The organism is Quisquiliibacterium sp., from assembly GCF_982640115.1.
Genome location: NZ_CEXFHW010000007.1, coordinates 12,511 through 31,466, shown reverse-complemented (window position 1 = coordinate 31,466; position 18,956 = coordinate 12,511). Strand labels below are relative to the sequence as shown.

At 70.6% G+C, this 18,956-nt stretch carries 24 protein-coding genes and 1 pseudogene; 24 read left to right on the top strand and 1 reads right to left on the bottom strand.

Annotation, left to right across the window (positions count from 1 at the left end; all coding sequences use genetic code 11):
• The first annotated feature begins 6 nt into the window (after positions 1-6).
• From AC2H6A_RS01755 to tatC, 23 genes and pseudogenes are all read left to right on the top strand, one after another.
• The gene (locus tag AC2H6A_RS01755; protein ID WP_484271405.1) at positions 7-2,004 is read left to right on the top strand and encodes a monovalent cation:proton antiporter family protein; all 1,998 of its coding nucleotides are present in this window, start codon (positions 7-9) and stop codon (positions 2,002-2,004) included.
• Between the two features lie 83 nt (positions 2,005-2,087).
• Positions 2,088-2,891, top strand: a complete 804-nt coding sequence (locus tag AC2H6A_RS01750; RefSeq protein WP_484271404.1) for an ABC transporter ATP-binding protein — start codon at positions 2,088-2,090, stop codon at positions 2,889-2,891.
• Positions 2,888-3,667, top strand: coding sequence for a lipid asymmetry maintenance ABC transporter permease subunit MlaE (gene mlaE, locus AC2H6A_RS01745; protein WP_484271403.1), 780 nt, complete (start codon positions 2,888-2,890; stop codon positions 3,665-3,667). Before AC2H6A_RS01750 ends, mlaE begins: the two co-directional genes overlap by 4 nt.
• Positions 3,668-3,687: 20 nt before the next feature.
• Entirely contained in the window at positions 3,688-4,161 is a 474-nt protein-coding gene (gene mlaD / locus AC2H6A_RS01740; protein ID WP_484271402.1) for an outer membrane lipid asymmetry maintenance protein MlaD, read from the top strand.
• A complete protein-coding gene (locus AC2H6A_RS01735; protein WP_484271401.1) occupies positions 4,158-4,877 on the top strand; it encodes an MlaA family lipoprotein in 720 nt (239 codons plus the stop codon). The genes mlaD and AC2H6A_RS01735 overlap by 4 nt, the downstream gene beginning before the upstream one ends.
• Positions 4,878-4,896: 19 nt before the next feature.
• Positions 4,897-5,535, top strand: a complete 639-nt coding sequence (locus AC2H6A_RS01730) for an MlaC/ttg2D family ABC transporter substrate-binding protein (protein ID WP_484271400.1) — start codon at positions 4,897-4,899, stop codon at positions 5,533-5,535.
• Between the two features lie 8 nt (positions 5,536-5,543).
• Positions 5,544-5,840: an STAS domain-containing protein gene (locus AC2H6A_RS01725; RefSeq protein WP_484271399.1), complete on the top strand. Its 297-nt coding sequence runs from the start codon at positions 5,544-5,546 to the stop codon at positions 5,838-5,840.
• Positions 5,827-6,807: an ABC transporter ATP-binding protein gene (locus AC2H6A_RS01720; protein ID WP_484271398.1), complete on the top strand. Its 981-nt coding sequence runs from the start codon at positions 5,827-5,829 to the stop codon at positions 6,805-6,807. The genes AC2H6A_RS01725 and AC2H6A_RS01720 overlap by 14 nt, the downstream gene beginning before the upstream one ends.
• Positions 6,804-7,562 carry an ABC transporter permease gene (locus AC2H6A_RS01715; RefSeq protein ID WP_484271397.1) on the top strand — a complete coding sequence of 253 codons (759 nt, stop codon included), beginning with the start codon at positions 6,804-6,806 and terminating at the stop codon, positions 7,560-7,562. The genes AC2H6A_RS01720 and AC2H6A_RS01715 overlap by 4 nt, the downstream gene beginning before the upstream one ends.
• Before the next feature lie 13 nt (positions 7,563-7,575).
• On the top strand, positions 7,576-7,818 hold the full coding sequence (locus AC2H6A_RS01710) for a BolA family protein (protein WP_484271396.1): 243 nt from the start codon (positions 7,576-7,578) through the stop codon (positions 7,816-7,818).
• Positions 7,819-7,821: 3 nt separating this feature from the next.
• The gene (gene murA / locus AC2H6A_RS01705) at positions 7,822-9,075 is read left to right on the top strand and encodes a UDP-N-acetylglucosamine 1-carboxyvinyltransferase (protein WP_484271395.1); all 1,254 of its coding nucleotides are present in this window, start codon (positions 7,822-7,824) and stop codon (positions 9,073-9,075) included.
• 17 nt (positions 9,076-9,092) lie between these two features.
• Positions 9,093-9,794, top strand: a complete 702-nt coding sequence (hisG, locus tag AC2H6A_RS01700; protein ID WP_484271394.1) for an ATP phosphoribosyltransferase — start codon at positions 9,093-9,095, stop codon at positions 9,792-9,794.
• Positions 9,791-11,074 (top strand): annotated as a pseudogene (gene hisD / locus AC2H6A_RS01695) (histidinol dehydrogenase); the annotation flags it as partial. The gene hisG and the pseudogene hisD, both read left to right, overlap by 4 nt.
• A gap of 120 nt (positions 11,075-11,194) precedes the next feature.
• On the top strand, positions 11,195-11,788 hold the full coding sequence (hisB, locus tag AC2H6A_RS01690; protein ID WP_484271393.1) for an imidazoleglycerol-phosphate dehydratase HisB: 594 nt from the start codon (positions 11,195-11,197) through the stop codon (positions 11,786-11,788).
• Positions 11,789-11,841: 53 nt separating this feature from the next.
• Complete coding sequence (hisH, locus tag AC2H6A_RS01685; RefSeq protein ID WP_484271392.1) at positions 11,842-12,486, top strand: imidazole glycerol phosphate synthase subunit HisH; 645 nt, start codon at positions 11,842-11,844, stop codon at positions 12,484-12,486.
• A gap of 39 nt (positions 12,487-12,525) precedes the next feature.
• Positions 12,526-13,272, top strand: coding sequence for a 1-(5-phosphoribosyl)-5-[(5-phosphoribosylamino)methylideneamino]imidazole-4-carboxamide isomerase (gene hisA, locus AC2H6A_RS01680; RefSeq protein ID WP_484271391.1), 747 nt, complete (start codon positions 12,526-12,528; stop codon positions 13,270-13,272).
• Positions 13,273-14,034, top strand: coding sequence for an imidazole glycerol phosphate synthase subunit HisF (gene hisF, locus AC2H6A_RS01675; RefSeq protein WP_484271390.1), 762 nt, complete (start codon positions 13,273-13,275; stop codon positions 14,032-14,034).
• Positions 14,035-14,135: 101 nt separating this feature from the next.
• Positions 14,136-14,522 carry a phosphoribosyl-AMP cyclohydrolase gene (hisI, locus tag AC2H6A_RS01670; RefSeq protein ID WP_484271424.1) on the top strand — a complete coding sequence of 129 codons (387 nt, stop codon included), beginning with the start codon at positions 14,136-14,138 and terminating at the stop codon, positions 14,520-14,522.
• Complete coding sequence (locus AC2H6A_RS01665; RefSeq protein WP_484271389.1) at positions 14,519-14,866, top strand: phosphoribosyl-ATP diphosphatase; 348 nt, start codon at positions 14,519-14,521, stop codon at positions 14,864-14,866. The genes hisI and AC2H6A_RS01665 overlap by 4 nt, the downstream gene beginning before the upstream one ends.
• Positions 14,866-15,225 carry a histidine triad nucleotide-binding protein gene (locus tag AC2H6A_RS01660; RefSeq protein ID WP_484271388.1) on the top strand — a complete coding sequence of 120 codons (360 nt, stop codon included), beginning with the start codon at positions 14,866-14,868 and terminating at the stop codon, positions 15,223-15,225. The genes AC2H6A_RS01665 and AC2H6A_RS01660 overlap by 1 nt, the downstream gene beginning before the upstream one ends.
• A gap of 61 nt (positions 15,226-15,286) precedes the next feature.
• Positions 15,287-15,493 carry a Sec-independent protein translocase subunit TatA gene (gene tatA, locus AC2H6A_RS01655; protein ID WP_484271387.1) on the top strand — a complete coding sequence of 69 codons (207 nt, stop codon included), beginning with the start codon at positions 15,287-15,289 and terminating at the stop codon, positions 15,491-15,493.
• 131 nt (positions 15,494-15,624) lie between these two features.
• Positions 15,625-16,041 (top strand): Sec-independent protein translocase protein TatB, encoded by a 417-nt coding sequence (gene tatB, locus AC2H6A_RS01650; RefSeq protein ID WP_484271386.1) that lies wholly within the window; start codon positions 15,625-15,627, stop codon positions 16,039-16,041.
• 12 nt (positions 16,042-16,053) lie between these two features.
• Complete coding sequence (gene tatC / locus AC2H6A_RS01645; RefSeq protein WP_484271385.1) at positions 16,054-16,887, top strand: twin-arginine translocase subunit TatC; 834 nt, start codon at positions 16,054-16,056, stop codon at positions 16,885-16,887.
• 64 nt (positions 16,888-16,951) lie between these two features.
• Here tatC and AC2H6A_RS01640 read toward each other — a convergent pair whose 3' ends face one another.
• Positions 16,952-18,142: a trypsin-like peptidase domain-containing protein gene (locus AC2H6A_RS01640; protein WP_484271384.1), complete on the bottom strand. Its 1,191-nt coding sequence runs from the start codon at positions 18,140-18,142 to the stop codon at positions 16,952-16,954.
• Between the two features lie 70 nt (positions 18,143-18,212).
• Here AC2H6A_RS01640 and AC2H6A_RS01635 point away from each other — a divergent pair, with 70 nt between their 5' ends.
• Positions 18,213-18,932 carry a Nif3-like dinuclear metal center hexameric protein gene (locus tag AC2H6A_RS01635; RefSeq protein WP_484271423.1) on the top strand — a complete coding sequence of 240 codons (720 nt, stop codon included), beginning with the start codon at positions 18,213-18,215 and terminating at the stop codon, positions 18,930-18,932.
• Positions 18,933-18,956 lie beyond the last annotated feature (24 nt).

Here is an 18,956-nt window from a genome sequence, read left to right as displayed (position 1 = left end):
CCCCGCGTGCTGTCCTCGCTTGAACTCGCCCTGGTGCTGCTTGCCGCCTCCGTGGTCGCGGTGGTGCTGCTGCGCCGCCTGGGCCTGCCGCCGCTGGTGGCCTATCTTGCGGTGGGCACGCTGCTCGGCCCGCATGCGGCCGGCCTCACCGGCGATCCGCAGGCCGTGGCCCATGCCGGCGAGCTCGGCGTGGTGTTCCTGATGTTCACCCTCGGACTGGAGTTCAATCTCGCCAAGCTCGGCGCCATGCGCCGGCTGGTGTTCGGCCTGGGCGCGGCGCAGGTCGGCGGCACCATGGCGCTGGCCATGCTGCTGCTGCTGGCCGCCCCGGCGGCGCTGGTCGGCTGGCTGCTCGGCGAGGGCATCGACTGGCGGGCTGCGCTCGCCCTGGCCGGGGCTGCCGCGATGTCGTCCACCGCCATGGTGGTGAAGCTGCTCGCCGACAAGCGCGAGCTCGAGACCGACCACGGCCGGCGGGTGTTCAGCGTGCTGCTGTTCCAGGACCTCGCCGTGATCCCCCTGCTGATCATCATTCCGGCGCTGGCTGCGGGCGGCGATGGCTGGATGTATTCGGTGGGCAAGGCCGCGCTGATCGCCTCGGTGCTGCTGGTGCTGATGTTCCGCTTCGGGCCGCGCCTGATGCGCCGCTGGTTCAACCTGGTGGCCCGCCAGCGCTCCCACGAGCTCTTCACGCTCAATGTGCTGCTGGCCACGCTGCTCTTCGCCTGGCTGGCCCGCAAGGCCGGCCTGTCGATGGAGCTGGGCGCCTTCGTGGCCGGCATGCTGATCGCCGAGACCGAGTTCCGCTACCAGGTCGAGGAGGACATCAAGCCCTTCCGCGATGTGCTGCTCGGCCTGTTCTTCGTGGCCATCGGCTCGCAGCTCGACCTGCGGGTGCTGGTGCAGGCCTGGCCCCAGGTGCTGGCGCTCACGGCCGTGCCGGTGCTGCTCAAGTTCGCGGTCACCGCCGCGCTCACCCGGGCGCTGGGTGCCAACACCGGCGTCTCGGTGCGCACCGGCATCTGGCTGGCCCAGGCCGGCGAATTCGGCTTCGTGCTGCTGGCGCTGGCCGGCTCCGTGGGGCTGCTCGCCAGCGAGTCGCTGCAGCCCATCCTCGCGGCCATGCTGCTGTCCCTGCTGATCAGCCCGCTGCTGATCGAGCAGGCCAACCGCATCGCGCTGCGGGTCTCGGCCCAGGAGTGGCTGCAGCGCTCGCTGCAGCTGCAGACCATCGCCAGCCGCAGCCTGGCCCGCGACCGCCATGTGATCGTCTGCGGCTTCGGTCGCTGCGGCCAGGCCCTGGCCCATGTGCTCGAGGCGGAGTCGGTCGCCTATGTGGCCCTCGACCTCGACCCCGACCGGGTGCGCCAGGCCGCCGGCAGTGGCGAATCGGTGGTCTACGGCGACGGCTCGCGGCGCGAGACCCTGCTGGCGGCCGGTCTGCACCGGGCCCGCGCCCTGGCGATCACCTTCGACGACACCGGGGCGGCGTTGCGCATCCTGCATCTGGCCCGCGAACTCGCCCCGCAGATCCCCATCCTCGTGCGCACCTCCCATGAAGCCGACATCGAGCGCCTGCGCGCGGCCGGGGCCACCGAGGTGGTGCCCGAGATTGTCGAGGGCAGCCTGATGCTGGCCTCGCACGCGCTGGCGCTGGCCGGCGTGCCGATGGGCCGGGTGCTGCGCCGGGTGCGCGATGTGCGGGCCCACCGCTACTCGCTGCTGCAAGGCTTCTTCCACGGCGCCGACGACTCGGGTGAGGATGCCATCGAAGATGCCCAGATCCACCTGCGCGCGATCGTGCTCGCCACCGACAGCCCGGCCTGCGGTCGTGCGCTGGGCGGCTTCGCCCTGGGTGGCGCCCGGGTCAGCGCGGTGGTGCGCGGTGGCCGGCGCATCGTCGACCCGGCCGCCGACCTCAGCCTGGCCGCCGGCGACACCGTGGTCATCGCCGGCACCCTCGAGCAGATCGGCGAGGCCCAGGGCTGGTTCGACGGCCGCTAGCGGGCCCGCACACGGGCCTTTGCGGCGTTCCGCGCCCCACAGGTTTAGAATGCAGGGTTTCGTCCAGCGTAACCGGCACCGCCTTGGCCCAGGATTTCCTCACCCTCGATGACGTCAGGTTCGGTTACCGCGACCGGACCATCCTCGACGGCGTCTCGCTGCGATTCGAGCGCGGCCGGGTGGTGGCGCTCATCGGCGGCTCGGGCTCGGGCAAGACCACCATCCTGCGGCTGATCGGCGGGCTGCTCAAGCCGCGCTCGGGCACGGTCACCTTCGAGGGGCAGGTGCTGCACTCGCTGTCTCGTGACGGCCTGTACGCCGCGCGGCGGCGCATGGGGCTGCTCTACCAGTTCGGCGCGCTGTTCACCGACCTCTCCGTCTTCGAGAACGTGGCGTTTCCGCTGCGCGAGCACACCCAGCTGCCCGAGCACCTCATCCGCGACCTGGTCCTGCTCAAGCTCAACGCGGTGGGCCTGCGCGGCGTGGCCCACTACCAGACCTCGCAGCTTTCGGGCGGCATGGCGCGGCGGGTGGCGCTGGCGCGCGCCATCGCGCTCGATCCGCCGCTCATCATGTACGACGAGCCCTTCGCCGGGCTCGATCCGATCTCGCTCGCCACGGTGGCGCAGCTCATCCGCCAGCTCAACGACGCCCTGCATGTCGCCTCCATCCTGGTGTCGCACGACATCAAGGACGCGTTCGCGATCGCCGACTATGTCTATCTGCTGGCCTCCGGCCGCATCGCCGCGCAGGGCACCCCTGACGAGATGCGCGCCTCCACCGATCCCACCGTGCGCCAGTTCCTCGACGGCGACATCGACGGCCCGGTGGCCTTCCACCATGCCAGCCGCCGCAGCCTGGCCCAGGACCTGGGGATCGAGCCATGAGCGCCGGCTTCAACCCCGCGCGTCGGGCGCTCGACGCGGTCGCCTCGGTCGGCTACGGCGCGCGCTTCTTCCTGAGGCTGTGCGGGCTGGGGCTGCTCGCGCTGCGCCGGCCGCGTCTGGTGATCGACCAGATCCACTTCATCGGCAACTATTCCCTGTCGATCATCCTGGTGTCGGGCCTGCTGATCGGCTTCGTGCTCGGCCTGCAGGGCTACTACACGCTGCGTCGCTACGGTTCCGAGGAGGCGCTCGGCCTGCTGGTCACGCTCTCGCTGGTGCGTGAACTCGGCCCGGTGGTCACCGCGCTGCTGTTCGCCGGCCGCGCCGGCACCTCGCTCACCGCCGAGGTCGGGCTCATGAAGGCCGGTGAGCAGATCGACGCCATGCAGATGATGGCGGTCGACCCGGTGGCCCGGGTGCTGGCACCGCGCTTCCTCGCTGCGGTGATCTGCATGCCGCTGCTCGCGGCGCTGTTCTCGTCCATGGGCGTGCTCGGTGGCTACCTGGTCGGCGTCGAGATGATCGGCGTCGATGCCGGCTCGTTCTGGTCGCAGATGCAGGGCGGCGTCGACTGGCTGCTCGATGTCGGCAACGGCGTGGTCAAGAGCATCGTCTTCGGTTTCACCGTGGCCTTCGTGGCGCTGTTCGTCGGCTTCGAGGCCGACCCCACCCCCGAGGGGGTGTCGCGAGCCACCACCACCACCGTGGTGGTCGCCTCGCTGGCCATCCTCGGCCTGGACTTCATCCTCACCGCGCTGATGTTCAGCACCACCTAGGGCGCAGGGAGCAACCGCACATGAATCGCAACTTCTCGGTCGACATCATGGTCGGCCTGTTCGTCGTCCTCGGCTTCTGCGCGCTGGTGTTCCTGGCCATGCGGGCCGGCAACATGAACGCCGCCATCGGCCTGTCCGACACCTACCAGGTCAAGGCCCGCTTCGACAACATCGGCGGACTCAAGCCGCGTGCGGCGGTTCGCAGCGCCGGGGTGGTGGTCGGCCGGGTCACGGCCATCCGCTTCAACGACAAGACCTACCAGGCCGAGGTGCTCATGGCGCTCGATGGCCGCTACCGCTTCCCCAAGGACAGCTCGGCCAAGATCATGACCTCGGGCCTGCTCGGCGAGCAGTACATCGGCCTGGAGCCGGGCGGCGATGCCGCCATGGTCGAGCCCGACGGCATGATCAGCATGACCCAGTCGGCGGTGGTGCTCGAGAACCTGATCGGCCAGTTCCTCTACGGCAAGGCTGCCGAGGGAGACCGCAAGTGAGGGTCCTTCGCCGTCTCGCCCGCGGCCTGGCCGCTGCCGCCCTGCTGTCGCTGGCCGCCGGCTGCGCCGCCCCCGGCGGTCCGGCCGCCGCCCGCGACCCGCTCGAGCCCATGAACCGCGTGATCTGGGGCTTCAACGATCAGGCCGACCAGCTGGTGGTGCGGCCGGTCGCGCGCGCCTACGACGCGGTCGTGCCCGAGGTGCTTCGCCAGTCGTTCTCCGGGGTGCTGTCCAACCTGGTCGATCCCTGGATCGCGGTCAACCAGCTGCTCCAGGGCAAGCCGGTGCTGGCCTTGTCCGACCTCACCCGCTTCCTGGTCAACACCGTGTTCGGCTTCGGTGGCATGGCCGATGTCGCCGGCGCGATCGGGCTCGAGAAGCACCATGAGGATTTCGGTCAGACCCTGGGCCGCTGGGGCGTGCCGCCGGGGCCCTACCTGGTGCTGCCCTTCCTGGGGCCTTCGTCGGCGCGCGAAACGGCCGGCCTGATTGGCGGCCTCAAGGGCGACCCGATCTGGGAGCATGCCTCCAAGGCCCAGAAGGAGGCATTCACCGGCGGCCTGATCATCGAGACCCGTGCCCGCCTGCTCGGCTCCGAGCGGCTGCTGGAGGGCGCCTCGCTCGATGCCTACAGTTTCGTGCGCGACAGCTATCTGCAGCGCCGCCGCAACCTGGTGTACGACGGCGACCCGCCGCCGCTGCGCGAGGAAGACTGACCCGCCCCCGAGGGACATCATGAGACGCCCATTCCTTCGCGCTGTCGCCGTGCTGCTGTCGCTGGCCGCCGCCGCGCTCGCGGTCACGCCCGCCGCCCGTGCCGCCGAGGCCCCCGATGCGCTGATCCGCCGGGTGTCGGCCGAGGTGCTCGATCGCATCCGCACCGACAAGGACATCCAGGCCGGCGAGTTCCGCAAGCTCTCCGAGTTTGTCGATGCCACCGTCATGCCGCATGTCAACTTCCAGCGCATGACCGCGCTGGCGGTGGGCCGGGGCTGGCGCAGCGCCACCCCCGAGCAGCAGAAGCTGCTCATGGCCGAGTTCCGCACCCTGCTGTTGCGCACCTACTCCGGCGCCCTCGGCTCGGTGAAGGACCAGCAGATCCGCATGAAACCGCTGCGTGCCGATCCGGCCGACACCGAGGTGATCGTGCGCAGCGAGGTCGTCCCCTCGCGCGGTGAGCCGGTGCAGCTCGACTACCGCCTCGAGAAGTCGGGCGAGGCCTGGAAGATCTACGACGTGAATGTCCTCGGCGTGTGGCTGGTGGAAACCTACCGCAACCAGTTCGCCCAGGAGATCTCCGCCCGTGGCGTCGACGGTCTGATCAAGTCGCTGGTCGACAAGAACCGCTCGTTCGAGCAGCCGCGCAAGTCCTGAGTGCATCCGTGACCGCTCCCGCCCCGGGCCCGATCCACCGCCTGCCCGCCAGCGTCCTGTTCGGCAATGCCGGCGCCGAACTCGCCGCGGGCAGCCGTGCCCTGGCCGAAGGCGCCAGCGGCCTCGATCTCGCTGGCTGCGCCGACTTCGATTCCTCCCTCATCGGCATCCTGCTCGAGCTGCGTCGTCAGGCCACCAGCCGCGGTCAGGCGCTCGGCCTGATCGGTCCGCCGCCCAACCTGCGCAAGCTGGCCCAGCTCTACGGGGTCGATGCCCTGCTTTTCGGTCCGCATGAGCCTGCCTGAGACCGCGGTTCCCGCGATCGAGATCCGCGAGGTCACCAAGCGCTACGGCAAGCTGCAGGCCCTGCGCGGCGTGTCGCTGAGCATCGCCCAGGGCGAGTTCTTCGGCCTGCTCGGCCCCAATGGCGCCGGCAAGACCACCCTGATCTCCTGCATCGCCGGCCTGGCCCGCCCCGGCTCCGGGCAGATCCGGGTCATGGGCCACGATGTGGTCGCCCAGGACCAGGCCGCGCGCCGGGCGCTGGGGGTGGTGCCGCAGGAACTGGTGTTCGATCCCTTCTTCACGGTGCGCGAGACCCTGCGCATCACCTCGGGCTACTACGGCCTGCGCCGCAACGACGACTGGATCGACGAGATCCTTGCCAACCTCGACCTCACCGGCAAGGCCGAGGCCAACATGCGCTCGCTCTCGGGCGGCATGAAGCGCCGGGTGCTGGTGGCGCAGGCGCTGGTGCATCGCCCGCCGGTGATCGTGCTCGACGAGCCCACGGCGGGAGTCGATGTCGAGCTGCGCCAGTCGCTCTGGAACTTCGTGCGCCGGCTCAACCGCGAGGGCCACACCATCGTGCTGACCACCCACTACCTCGAGGAGGCGCAGGAGCTGTGCGGGCGGATTGCCATGCTCAAGCTCGGCCAGGTGGTGGCTCTCGATGACACCGCGCGCCTGATCGGCCGCTTCAAGGGCGGCACGCTGGTGCTGCGGCTGGCCGGAGCCCCTCTGCCGCCGGCACTGGCCGCGCGGGCCGCGGCAGCGCTTGCCGCCGACACGCCGACGGCTGCAGCGGGCGGTGCGCCGGCCCAGGTCGCCGGCCCCGACGGCCGGGTGCGCCTGCCGGTGGGTTCCTGGGACGAGGTCGAGCCGCTGCTCGCCGAACTGCGCCTGGCCGGCTGCACCCTGCTCGACATGGAGATGACCCACACCGACCTCGAGCAGGTGTTCCTGCGCATCATGCGCGAGGAGGCGGCGTGAGCGCCGGCTTCGTCACGCTGCTGCGCAAGGAGGTCCTGCGCTTCTGGAAGGTGGTCTACCAGACCGTGGCCGGCCCGGTGGTGTCCACGGTGCTCTACCTGCTGGTCTTCGCCAATGCGCTGCAGGGCCGGGTCGAGGCCTTCCCGGGCATCGGCTACACCGAGTTCCTGGTGCCCGGCCTGGTCATGATGGCCATGCTCCAGAATGCCTTCGCCAATGCCTCGTCGTCCCTCATCCAGTCGAAGGTCACCGGCAACATCGTGTTCGTGCTGCTGCCGCCGCTGTCGGTGCGCGATCTGTTCGCGGCCTACGCGGGTGCGGCCATGGTGCGCGGCCTGGCGGTCGGCGCCGGGGTGTTCGCGGTGACCCTGTTCTTCTCGGTGCCTCGCTTCGCCGCGCCGCTGTGGGCGGTGCTCTTCGGCCTGCTGGGCTGCGCCATCCTCGGTACAATGGGGCTCATCGCGGGCATCTGGTCCGAGAAGTTCGACCAGATGGCGGCGGTGCAGAGCTTCGTGATCGCGCCGGCCACCTTCCTGGCCGGGGTGTTCTACTCGGTGCATTCGCTGCCGGCCTTCTGGCAGGCGGTCTCGCACCTGAATCCCTTCTTCTACATCGTCGACGGCTTCCGCTACGGCTTCTTCGGCCAGTCCGATGTGCCGCCGCTGGTGAGCCTCGGCGTGGTCGCCGCCACGCTGGCGGTGGTCTCGGCCGTGGCGCTGCGCATGCTGCACTCCGGCTACAAGCTTCGGCACTGAGAACGGTATCCCCATGGTCACACCCGACTTGCTGCGCGGCTACATCGCCGCCGGTCTGCCCTGCGAGCACCTCGAGGTCGATGGCGACGGCCGGCACTTCGACGCGGTGATCGTCGCTGCCGCCTTCGAGGGCAAGCGCCCGGTGCAGCGCCACCAGATCGTCTACGCCGTGCTCGGCGACCGCATGCGCGAGGAGATCCACGCGCTGTCCATGAAAACCCTCACGCCGGCCGAGTGGGCCGCCCGCAAGGCCTGAGCCGTGGACCGTCTCTGCGTGCGCGGCGGCCAGCGCCTGTCCGGCGAGGTGCCGGTCTCGGGCGCCAAGAACGCCGCGCTGCCCATCCTGTTCGCCAGCCTGCTGACCGCCGAGCCGCTGGTGGTGGGCAATGTGCCGCGCCTGCAGGATGTGGCCACGGCGCTGCGCCTGCTCGGGCAGATGGGCGTGAGCAGCCGGCGCGAGGGCGATGAGGTCACCCTCGAGGCGGCCGCGGTCAGCTCGGTCGATGCTCCTTATGACCTGGTGCGCACCATGCGCGCCTCGGTGCTGGTGCTCGGCCCGCTGGTGGCGCGCTTCGGCCGCGCCCGGGTCTCGCTGCCGGGGGGCTGCGCGATCGGCCAGCGTCCGGTCGACCAGCACATCAAGGGCCTGCAGGCGATGGGCGCCGAGATCCACATCGAGCACGGCTACATGGTGGCCAGCGCGCCGCGCCTGAAAGGCGCGCGCATCGTCACCGACATGGTCACGGTCACTGGCACCGAGAACCTCATGATGGCCGCCACCCTCGCCGAGGGCGAGACCATCATCGAGAACGCCGCCCGCGAGCCCGAGGTGGTCGACCTCGCCCAGGCCCTGATCGCCATGGGCGCGCGCATCCGCGGCGCCGGCACCGACCGGGTGGTGGTCGAGGGCGTGGCCAGCCTGCATGGTGCGAGCCACCGGGTCATGCCCGACCGCATCGAGGCCGGCACCTTCCTGTGCGCAGCCGCGGCCACCGGCGGCAGCATCACCCTCACCGGCGCCCAGCCCGCCGGCATGGATGCCACGCTCGAGAAGCTGCGCGAGGCCGGCGCAACCATCGACTGCGGCCCCGACACCATCCGCCTCGCCATGCACGGGCGGCCGCGTGCGCTCAACCTGCGCACCGCGCCCTATCCGGGCCTGGCCACCGACATGCAGGCTCAGTTCATGGCCCTGAACTGCATCGCGCAGGGCGCCGGCGTGATCACCGAGACCATCTTCGAGAACCGGTTCATGCACGCGCTGGAGCTGCAGCGGCTGGGCGCCGACATCACCATCGAGGGCAACACCGCGGTGGTGCGCGGTGTGCCGGCGCTCTCCGGCGCGGCGGTCATGGCCACCGACCTGCGCGCCTCCGCCGGCCTGGTGGTGGCCGGTCTGGTCGCCGAAGGCGAGACCCTGGTCAACCGCATCTACCACCTCGATCGCGGCTACGAGCGCATGGAAGCCAAGCTCGCCGCCCTGGGCGCGCGCATCGAGCGCCAGCCCGGCTGACCCCGGAGCCGTCCCCCATGTCCGACGCGCCGATCACCCTTGCCCTGTCCAAGGGCCGCATCTTCGACGACACCGTGCCGCTGCTGGCGGCAGCCGGCATTGCGGTCGACCCCGAGGCCACGCGCTCGCGCAAGCTGATCCTGCCAACCGGCGACCCGGGGCTTCGGCTGATCATCGTGCGTGCAAGCGACGTGCCCACCTATGTGCAGTACGGCGCCGCCGACCTCGGCGTGGCCGGCAAGGATGTGCTGCTCGAGCACGGCGGTGAGGGCCTTTACCAGCCCATCGACCTCGGCATCGGCGTGTGCCGGCTGTGCGTGGCCGCGCCGGTGGGTTTCGATTACGCCCACGCGGTGCGCCGCGGGGCGCGGCTGCGGGTGGCCACCAAGTATGTCGATACCGCCCGCCAGCACTTCGCCCGCAAGGGCGTGCATGTGGACCTGATCAAGCTCTATGGCTCCATGGAGCTCGCGCCGCTGGTGGGTCTGGCCGATGCGATCGTCGATGTGGTGAGCACCGGCAGCACGCTCAAGGCCAATCAGCTGGTCGAGGTCGAGGAGATCATGCCGATCTCGGCCCGGCTGGTGGTCAACCAGGCCTCGCTCAAGACCCGCTCGGCGCGCCTCGAGCCGCTGCTCGCCCGGCTGGCCGCGGCGGTGGCCGGGCCCGCATTGGCTGGCGGTGCGCTGGCTGCAGACGGCCCGGGAGTGCCGGCATGATCGCCCGTCTCGACACCCGTGATGCCGGCTTCGAGCCGCGCCTGGCGGCGCTGCTGGCCTACGAGCCCGGGCAGGACCGCGACATCGAGGCGGCGGTCGCCGGCATCATCGCCGACGTGCGTGCCCGCGGCGATGCCGCGGTGGTCGAGTACACCCGCCGCTTCGATCGCCTCGCGCTCGACGATGCCGCGCGGTTCGAGCTGCCGCCGGCCGAGCTGCAGGCCGCAGCCGATGCGCTGCCGCCCGCGCAGCGCCAGGCCCTCGAGACCGCGGCAGCGCGCATCCGCGCCTACCATCAGCACCAGCTGGCCAGTTCCTGGTCGTACACCGAGCCCGACGGCACCCGCCTGGGCCAGCAGGTGAGCGCCATCGACCGGGTGGGCCTGTATGTGCCGGGCGGCAAGGCCGCCTATCCCTCCTCGGTGCTCATGAACGCCATCCCGGCCAAGGTGGCGGGCGTGCGCGAGCTGGTCATGGTGGTGCCCACCCCTGACGGCGTGCGCAACGCCATGGTCCTGGCCGCGGCCTGCATCGCCGGTGTCGATCGGGTGTTCACCATCGGCGGCGCGCAGGCGGTGGCTGCGCTCGCCTGGGGCACGGCCACCGTGCCGGCGGTCGACAAGATCGTCGGTCCGGGCAACGCCTATGTCGCCGAGGCCAAGCGCCGGGTGTTCGGCCAGGTGGGCATCGACATGATCGCCGGGCCCAGCGAGATCCTGGTGCTCTGTGACGGCTCGGTCGATCCCGACTGGATCGCCATGGACCTCTTCTCGCAGGCCGAGCACGACGAGATGGCGCAGGCCATCCTGCTGTGTCCCGACGAGGCCTTCATCGAGCAGGTGGCGCAGGCCATCGAACGGCTGCTGCCCACGCTGCCGCGGGCGGCGGTGGTGCGCCAGTCGCTGGCTGATCGCGGCGCGCTGATCCGCGTGCGCAGCCTCGAGGAGGCCTGCACCCTCATCGACCGCATCGCGCCCGAGCACCTCGAGATCGCCACCCGCGAGCCGCAGCACTGGGCCGCGCGCATCCGCCATGCCGGCGCCATGTTCCTGGGCGCCTGGTCGTCCGAGTCGCTGGGCGACTACTGCGCCGGGCCCAACCATGTGCTGCCCACCATGCGCACCGCACGCTTCTCCTCGCCGCTGGGCGTCTACGATTTCCAGAAGCGCAGCAGCCTCATCCACATCTCGGCCGCCGGCGCGGCCGCCCTCGGACCGGTGGCCTCGGTGCTGGCCCGTGGCGAAGGTCTGCAGGCCCATGCCCTGAGCGCCGAGTACCGCGCGGGTCCGGGCGCGGCGGCCGGCGCGGCTGCCGCCGATGCCGCGGCCGCGGGGCCCGCCGCGGTCAGCGCTGAGCCTGCGCGCCCCGCCGGCGACGGCCGCGGTTAGAATGCACCGGCCATGAATCCCAGAACCGCGGAAGTCGTCCGCAACACCGCCGAGACCCGGGTGCGGGTGCGCGTCAACCTCGACGGCACCGGCGAGCGGCGCCTCGCCAGCGGCGTGCCCTTCCTCGACCACATGCTCGACCAGATCGCGCGCCACGGCCTCATCGATCTCGAGGTCGAGGCCAGCGGCGATCTGCACATCGATGCCCACCACACCGTCGAGGACATCGGCATCACCCTGGGCATGGCCATCGCCCGGGCACTGCCCGACAAGACCGGCATCCGCCGCTACGGCCATGCCTATGTGCCGCTCGACGAGGCCCTGTCGCGCGTGGTGGTCGATTTCTCCGGCCGTCCCGGCCTGGTCTGGCAGGTGCCCTTCACGCGGGCCATGATCGGCGCCTTCGATGTCGACCTCGCCCATGAATTCTTCCAGGGCTTCGTGAACCACGCCCTGGTCACGCTGCACATCGACAACCTGCGCGGCGACAACGCCCACCACCAGTGCGAGACGGTCTTCAAGGCCTTCGCCCGCGCGCTGCGTGCCGCCCTCGAACCCGACCCGCGCATGGCGGGCCGGTTGCCGTCCACCAAGGAAGCCCTCTAGCGCTTTCCCGGCGGGCCGCGTGCCCGTCACCGCGTCGCCCAGGCCTGCTGCCCATGACCGTCAACACCATCGCCGTCGTCGACTACGGAATGGGCAACCTGCGCTCGGTGGCCAAGGCCCTCGAGCATGTCGCGCCGCAGGCCCGGGTGGTGGTCACCGACCAGCCCGGCGAGATCACCTCGGCCAGCCGCGTGGTGTTCCCCGGCCAGGGCGCCATGCCCGACTGCATGCGCTTCCTGCGCGAGCGCGGCCTGCACGAGGCGGTGCTGCGCGCTGCCGAAACCCGGCCGCTGTTCGGGGTGTGCATCGGCGAGCAGATGCTCTTCGAGCACAGTGCCGAGGGGGACTGTGCCGGGCTCGGGCTGTTCCCGGGCGAGGTGGTGCGTTTCGACCCCGCTCGCATGCACGGCCCTGACGGGCAGGCCCTGAAGGTGCCGCACATGGGCTGGAACCGGGTCACCCAGCGCATGGCCCATCCGATCTGGGCGGGGGTGCCTGATGGCGAGTACTTCTACTTCGTCCACAGTTACCACGCCGTGCCGGCGCAGGCCGCGCTGGTGGCGGGCGTCAGCGAGCATGGCCTTTCCTTTACCTGCGCCGTGGCGCGGGATAATATTTTTGCCACCCAGTTCCACCCCGAAAAGAGCGCCGCAGCCGGGCTGCGCCTGTACCGCAACTTCGTGAGCTGGAACCCCTAGCCGATCGGCCTCCCCGGCTTTCTCTCCTCCCCACACACCATGCTCCTGATCCCCGCGATCGACCTCAAGGACGGCCGCTGCGTGCGCCTGCGCCAGGGCGACATGAACGACGAGACCGTCTTCTCCGAAGACCCGGCCGCGGTGGCCCGGCACTGGATGGAGCAGGGCGCACGCCGGCTGCATCTGGTCGACCTCAACGGCGCGGTCGCAGGCAAGCCGCGCAACCAGGCCGCGGTCAAGGCGATCGTGAACGCGGTCGGCGACCGCATCCCGGTGCAGCTCGGTGGCGGCATCCGTGACCTCGACACCATCGAGCGCTACCTCGATGGCGGCATCAGCTACGTGATCATCGGCACCGCCGCGGTCAAGAACCCGGGCTTCCTGCAGGATGCCTGCACCGCCTTCCCCGGCCAGATCATGGTCGGGCTCGACGCCCGTGACGGCAAGGTCGCCACCGACGGCTGGAGCAAGCTCACCGGCCATGATGTGCTCGACCTCGCCCGCAAGTTCGAGGGCTATGGCGTCGAGGCGGTGGTCTACACCGACATCGGCCGCGACGGCATGCTCTCGGGCGTCAACATCGAGGCCACGGTGCGCCTGGCCCGCGAACTGCGCGTGCCGGTCTACGCCTCGGGCGGCGTCGCCGGTCTCGACGATGTCGACCGCCTGTGCGCGATCGAGTCCGAGGGCATCGAAGGCGCCATCCTCGGCCGCGCGCTCTACGAGGGCCGGCTCGAGTTCCGCGCCGCCCAGGCCCGCGCCGACGAACTCAACGGCGAGCGCTGAGTGCTCACCAAGCGCATCATTCCCTGCCTCGATGTCACCGCGGGCCGGGTGGTCAAGGGCGTCAACTTCCTGCAGCTGCGCGATGCCGGCGATCCGGTCGAGATCGCCCGCCGCTATGACGAGCAGGGCGCCGACGAGCTCACCTTCCTCGACATCACCGCCTCGTCCGACCAGCGCGACATCATCCTGCATGTCATCGAGGCGGTGGCCGAGCAGGTCTTCATCCCGCTCACCGTGGGTGGCGGCGTGCGCGCGGTCGACGATGTCCGCCGCCTGCTCAATGCCGGCGCCGACAAGATCTCCATGAACAGCGCCGCGGTGCAATCGCCGGCGCTGGTGGCGCAGGCCTGCGCCCGCTACGGCTCGCAGTGCATCGTGGTGGCCATCGACGCCAAGCAGGTCGCGCCCGGCCGCTGGGAGGTCTTCACCCACGGCGGGCGCCGCGCCACCGGTCTCGATGCCGTGGCCTGGGCCCGCGAGGTGCAGCGCCTGGGGGCCGGCGAGATCCTGCTCACCAGCATGGACCGCGACGGCACCCGCGAGGGCTTCGACCTCGCCCTCACCCGCGCGGTCTCCGAGGCGGTGAGCATCCCGGTCATCGCCTCGGGTGGCGTGGGCAGGCTGCAGCACCTCGCCGATGGCGTCACCCAGGGCCGCGCTGACGCGGTGCTGGCCGCCAGCATCTTCCACTTCGGCGAGCACACCGTGGGCGAGGCCAAGCGCCATCTCGCCGCCCAGGGCATCCCGGTGAGGCTGTCATGAGCGGCGCCGAGCCGGGTCCCGCGCCGGCCTCGGCGGCCGCGCCGGCCCCAGCGGCGGCGCCGGCGTCCGAGTCCGGGGCGGCGTCCGACGCCGCCGGCCTGCTGCGCACCGACTGGCTCGATCAGGTCCGCTTCGACGCTGCCGGCCTGATCCCCGCCATCGCCCAGGACGCGATCTCGCAGCGCATCCTGATGGTGGCCTGGATGAACCGCGAGTCCCTGCTCGAGACCGCGCTCACCGGGCGCGCGGTGTACTTCTCGCGCTCGCGCGCCCGCCTCTGGCGCAAGGGCGAGGAGTCGGGCCACTTCCAGCGGGTGAAGGAGCTGCGCCTGGACTGCGACGCGGATGTGGTGCTGCTCAAGGTCGAGCAGCAGGGCGGCATCGCCTGCCACACCGGCCGCGAATCCTGCTTCTTCCTGCGTCTCACCGATGGCCGCTGGGAGAGCGTCGACCCGGTCATCCGCAACCCCGAGGACATCTACCGGTGAACCCTGCCGAGGTGCTGTCGCGTCTGGCCGATCTCATCGAGAGCCGGCGCGGCGCCGATCCCGAGCGCTCCTATGTGGCACGGCTGCTCGCCCGTGCGCCCGATGCCATCCTGAAGAAGATCGGCGAGGAGGCCACCGAGACCGTGATGGCCGCCAAGGACGGTGATGCCGCGCGCATCGTCGCCGAGACCGCCGACCTCTGGTTCCACTGCCTCGTCATGCTGGCCCACTACGGCCTGCGGCCCGAGGATGTGGCCGCCGAACTCGCCCGCCGCGAGGGTCTCTCGGGCCTGGCCGAAAAGGCCGCGCGCGACGCCGCTCAACCTCCTGCCCGATCCGACTGATGCACAAGCCCGACTGCCTGTTCTGCCGTATCGTCCGCGGCGAGATCCCCGCCCGCAAGGTCTACGAAGACGACGAGATCCTCGCCTTCCACGACATCCATCCGCAGGCGCCGGTGCACTTCCTGATCATCCCGAAGATCCATGTCGAGAATCTCTACGACGCCGACCTGAAGCACCAGCAGGTGCTGGGCCGCATGCTCGGCATGGCCGGGCAGCTCGCCCGCGAGCAGGGCGCCACCGATGGCTTCCGGGTGGTGGTCAACAATGGCCGGGTGGGCAGGCAGGAGGTGTATCATCTCCACATACATGTGCTTGGCGGCCCGCAGCCGCTCGGTTCGGGCATGAACCGGCAGCCGTGAGCCCTCTCCCCGGAGGGCCGGCCGTCCGCCCGGCGCCTCGCGCACGCCTCAGGAGTCACCCATGGGAAGCTTGAGCATCTGGCACTGGCTCATCGTGCTGGTCATCATCATGCTGGTCTTCGGCACCAAGAAGCTGCGCAACATCGGCTCCGATCTCGGCGGCGCGGTTCGTGGCTTCAAGGAAGGCGTGAAGGAAGGCACCGAGAAGGCTGCCACCGACACCGCCGCGGCCAAGACCATCGACGTCGACGCCAAGCCCAAGAGCTGAGCGCGCGACCGGCGTCGCGGCCGCACCGGCCGCGACTCGCGCGCGCTGCGCGCAAGCCGTGTCACGCCGCGCGTGCGTCCACAGCCCTGCGCGCACCCCGTACCCCGCGTCTCCCCGCCCTTCGCCCGCCCATGTTCGACATCGGCTTCTCCGAGATGGTGATCATCGCCGTGGTGGCGCTGGTCGTGCTCGGGCCCGATCGCCTGCCGCGGGTGGCCCGGCAGGCGGGCCAGTGGATGGGCAAGCTCCAGCGTTATGTCAGCGATGTGAAGTCGGACATCAACCGCCAGATGGAGCTCGACGAGCTGCGCCGCCTCAAGACCGAGGTGACCGACGCCGCCAGCAACCTGCAGAGTTCGGTGCAGTCGGTGGTCTCCGACGCCCAGACCAGCCTCGACACCCTGTCCGACGCGGCGTCCTCGTCTTCCCAGCCCACCACCGACTGGGACAGGATCTACGCCGCGCGTCGTACCCGCGATCGTTTCAAGGATCGCCGCACCGAGCGGGCACGCCTGCTCGGCAAGAAGCTGCCGCCCAAGCGCCGCTGACCGGAGCCCCCCTTGCGTCTGCCCCGTCTGCTGCGTTCCGAGAGCAAGTCCACCGACCCCGCCCAGGAAGAGAGCTTCGTCTCCCATCTGGTCGAGCTGCGAGACCGGCTCGTCAAGTCGCTGATCGTGGTGCTGGTGCTCTTCGGGGTGTGCTTCTACTTCAGCGGCGACATCATGAAGCTGCTCTCGCAGCCGCTCTACCAGTCGCTCCCGGCCGGACAGAAGCCGATCTTCACCGACCAGGCCGGCGCCTTCTTCACCCTCACCAAGGTCGCCTTCCTCGCGGCGCTGCTGCTGTCTCTGCCCTGGGTGCTCTACCAGGCATGGGCCTTCGTCGCGCCGGGCCTCTACGAGCACGAGAAGAAGTTCGCCCTGCCGCTGATCGTCTCCAGCGTGTTCTTCCTGGTGGTCGGCATCAGCTTCGCCTACTTCTTCGTGCTGCCGGCCGCCTACAAGTTCTTCTATGCCTTCGCGGCGGACACCGGCGCCGACGTGATGCAGGACCTGCAGAAGTACTGGGACTTCACCCTGGCGATCTTCTTCGGCTTCGGTCTCACCTTCGAGGTGCCGGTGGTCGAGATGCTGCTGGTCAAGCTCGGCATGGTCACCACGCAGCAGCTGCGCGAGGCACGCCGCTATGTGGTGGTGGGGGCCTTCGTGGTGGCGGCGGTGCTCACCCCGCCCGACGTGCTCTCGCAGTTCATGCTCGCGGTGCCGCTGTGCCTGCTCTACGAGCTGGGCATCGTGCTGGCCGGGTTCATTTCCGTGCGCAGCCGCGCGCCCGAGGCGCCGGCCGAGGATGGCACCGATGCCGCCGCGGGCGGATCCTCCGACGGCAAGGCCTGAGGGCCTGATCCGGCCACATGCGTAGCGGCCCGGCCGCCTGCCGAGGCCCGTTCGGGCAACTGCGCTACTCGCCCTTCTGACCCGGTCGCGGGCGCTTGCCCACGGTCACCGGCAGATCGATCTCGCGGCCTTCGCGCACGAAGCGAAAGCGGCTGACGCCGCCCGGCTTGAGCTGCGAGATGGTCTCGAGCATGGCCGCGGTACCGCTGATGGCCGCGCCATCCACCGACACCAGGATGTCACCGACCTTCACGCCGGCCCTGTCGGCAGGCCCGCCGCGCATCACGCCGGCGATGATCGCGCCCTGCTGGCGAGGCAGCTTGAAGGCCTCGGCGAGTTCCGGGGTGATGTCCTGCGGCTCCACGCCGATGTAGCCCCGGGTGACGCTGCCGCTGGCCACCAGCTGCTCGGTCACCTGCCGCACCGTGCTCACCGGGATGGCAAACCCGATGCCCAGCGAACCGCCGCTGCGTGAATAGATGGCGGTGTTGATCCCGATCAGGCGGCCGGCGGAGTCGACCAGCGCGCCGCCGGAGTTGCCGGGGTTGATGGCGGCATCGGTCTGGATGAAATTCTCGAAGGTGTTGATGCCGAGCTGGCTGCGGCCCAGGGCACTGATGATGCCCATGGTCACGGTCTGACCCACGCCGAAGGGATTGCCCACGGCCAGCACCACATCGCCCACGCGCGCGGCATCAGCCTGCCCGAATTCGATGGCGGGCAGCTTGTCGAGCGCGATGCGCAGCACGGCGAGATCGGTCTCGGGGTCGCTGCCCACGGCCGTGGCCCGCGCGCGGCGACCATCGGAGAGCAGCACCTCGATCTCGTCGGCCGACTCGACGACATGGTGGTTGGTGACCACCAGCCCGTCGGCGGAGATGATCACGCCCGAGCCCAGGCTGGAGGTCTGCTGGCGCTGGGCGAACTGCTCACCGAAGAAGCGCCTGAACAGCGGATCGTTGAGCAGCGGATGGTCCTTCGGCACCCGGACCTGCTTGGTGGTGAAGATGTTCACCACCGAGGCGGTGGCCCGGCGGGCGCCTTCGCTGTATGAAAGAATCGCAGCGTCGCGACGGGTTTCGCCGCGAGCGCCGGCAGGGCTGCCGCCGGCGACGGCGCTCTGACCCGCAGCGGGTTCGGGTGCGCGCCCGAGGCGGCCGGGCAGCCACTGCGGCTGGAAGCTGGCCACCACGAACACGGCGGCCAGCAGCACCGTGACCGCCTGCGCGAACACCAGCCAGAGACGATGGAGCATGCGTATGGCCAGAGAGCGTGAGAGAGGCGGGGATCGGGCCGGGGTTCCGCGGCAGCGTGTGGCGGATTATCTGGCGCAGTGCCTGAGCCCGGAGCGCTTCGCCGATTATTGCCCAAACGGGCTGCAGGTGGAAGGTTCGCCCCGGGTGGCGGTGGTGGCAAGCGGCGTGACGGCCAGTGCCGCCTTCGTGCGTGCCGCGCTGCGAGCCGGCGCCGACACGCTGCTCGTCCATCACGGCTGGTTCTGGCGCGGCGATGACCCGCGGGTGCTCGGTCCGCACCGCGAACGGCTGGCGCTGGTGCTCGGTGGCCGGCTCAACCTGTTTGCGTATCACCTGCCGCTGGATGTCCATCCCGAAGTCGGCAACAACACCCAGCTCGGGCTGCGGCTGGGCTGGACGGTGGACGGGCGTTTCGGCCAGGAGGGCCTCGGCTGCTGGCACCGGCTGGCGCAGCCGTTGGCCGTGCCCGAGCTCGCCGCCCGTCTGGCGCAGGTGCTGGGCCGCGAGCCACTGGTGCTCGGTCCGTCGCGCCGGCGTGTGCGGCGGGTGGCCTGGTGCACCGGGGCGGCCCAGGACATGCTGGCCCAGGCCGCGCAGGCCGGCGCCGACGCCTTCATCAGCGGCGAGGTGTCAGAGCGCACCACCCATCTCGCACGCGAGCTCGGCATCGCGTACTTCGCAGCCGGCCATCACGCCACCGAGCGCTACGGGGTGCAGGCCCTGGGCGAGCGGCTGGCCGCGGCGTTCGGGCTGCGCCACCGGTTCATCGACGACCCCAACCCGGTGTAGCGGCGCCCGCCGCCGCGTGGCGAC

Excerpts from the sequence above, each read along its gene's own strand:
- mlaE (WP_484271403.1), top strand. The coding sequence starts at position 2,888 with ATGAGCGCCGGCTTCAACCCCGCGCGTCGGGCGCTCGACGCGGTCGCC.
- mlaD (WP_484271402.1), top strand. The coding sequence starts at position 3,688 with ATGAATCGCAACTTCTCGGTCGACATCATGGTCGGCCTGTTCGTCGTC.
- AC2H6A_RS01730 (WP_484271400.1), top strand. The coding sequence starts at position 4,897 with ATGAGACGCCCATTCCTTCGCGCTGTCGCCGTGCTGCTGTCGCTGGCC.
- AC2H6A_RS01720 (WP_484271398.1), top strand. The coding sequence starts at position 5,827 with ATGAGCCTGCCTGAGACCGCGGTTCCCGCGATCGAGATCCGCGAGGTC.
- AC2H6A_RS01710 (WP_484271396.1), top strand. The coding sequence starts at position 7,576 with ATGGTCACACCCGACTTGCTGCGCGGCTACATCGCCGCCGGTCTGCCC.
- hisG (WP_484271394.1), top strand. The coding sequence starts at position 9,093 with ATGTCCGACGCGCCGATCACCCTTGCCCTGTCCAAGGGCCGCATCTTC.
- hisB (WP_484271393.1), top strand. The coding sequence starts at position 11,195 with ATGAATCCCAGAACCGCGGAAGTCGTCCGCAACACCGCCGAGACCCGG.
- hisH (WP_484271392.1), top strand. The coding sequence starts at position 11,842 with ATGACCGTCAACACCATCGCCGTCGTCGACTACGGAATGGGCAACCTG.
- hisA (WP_484271391.1), top strand. The coding sequence starts at position 12,526 with ATGCTCCTGATCCCCGCGATCGACCTCAAGGACGGCCGCTGCGTGCGC.
- AC2H6A_RS01660 (WP_484271388.1), top strand. The coding sequence starts at position 14,866 with ATGCACAAGCCCGACTGCCTGTTCTGCCGTATCGTCCGCGGCGAGATC.
- tatA (WP_484271387.1), top strand. The coding sequence starts at position 15,287 with ATGGGAAGCTTGAGCATCTGGCACTGGCTCATCGTGCTGGTCATCATC.
- tatB (WP_484271386.1), top strand. The coding sequence starts at position 15,625 with ATGTTCGACATCGGCTTCTCCGAGATGGTGATCATCGCCGTGGTGGCG.
- AC2H6A_RS01640 (WP_484271384.1), bottom strand. The coding sequence starts at position 18,142 with ATGCTCCATCGTCTCTGGCTGGTGTTCGCGCAGGCGGTCACGGTGCTG.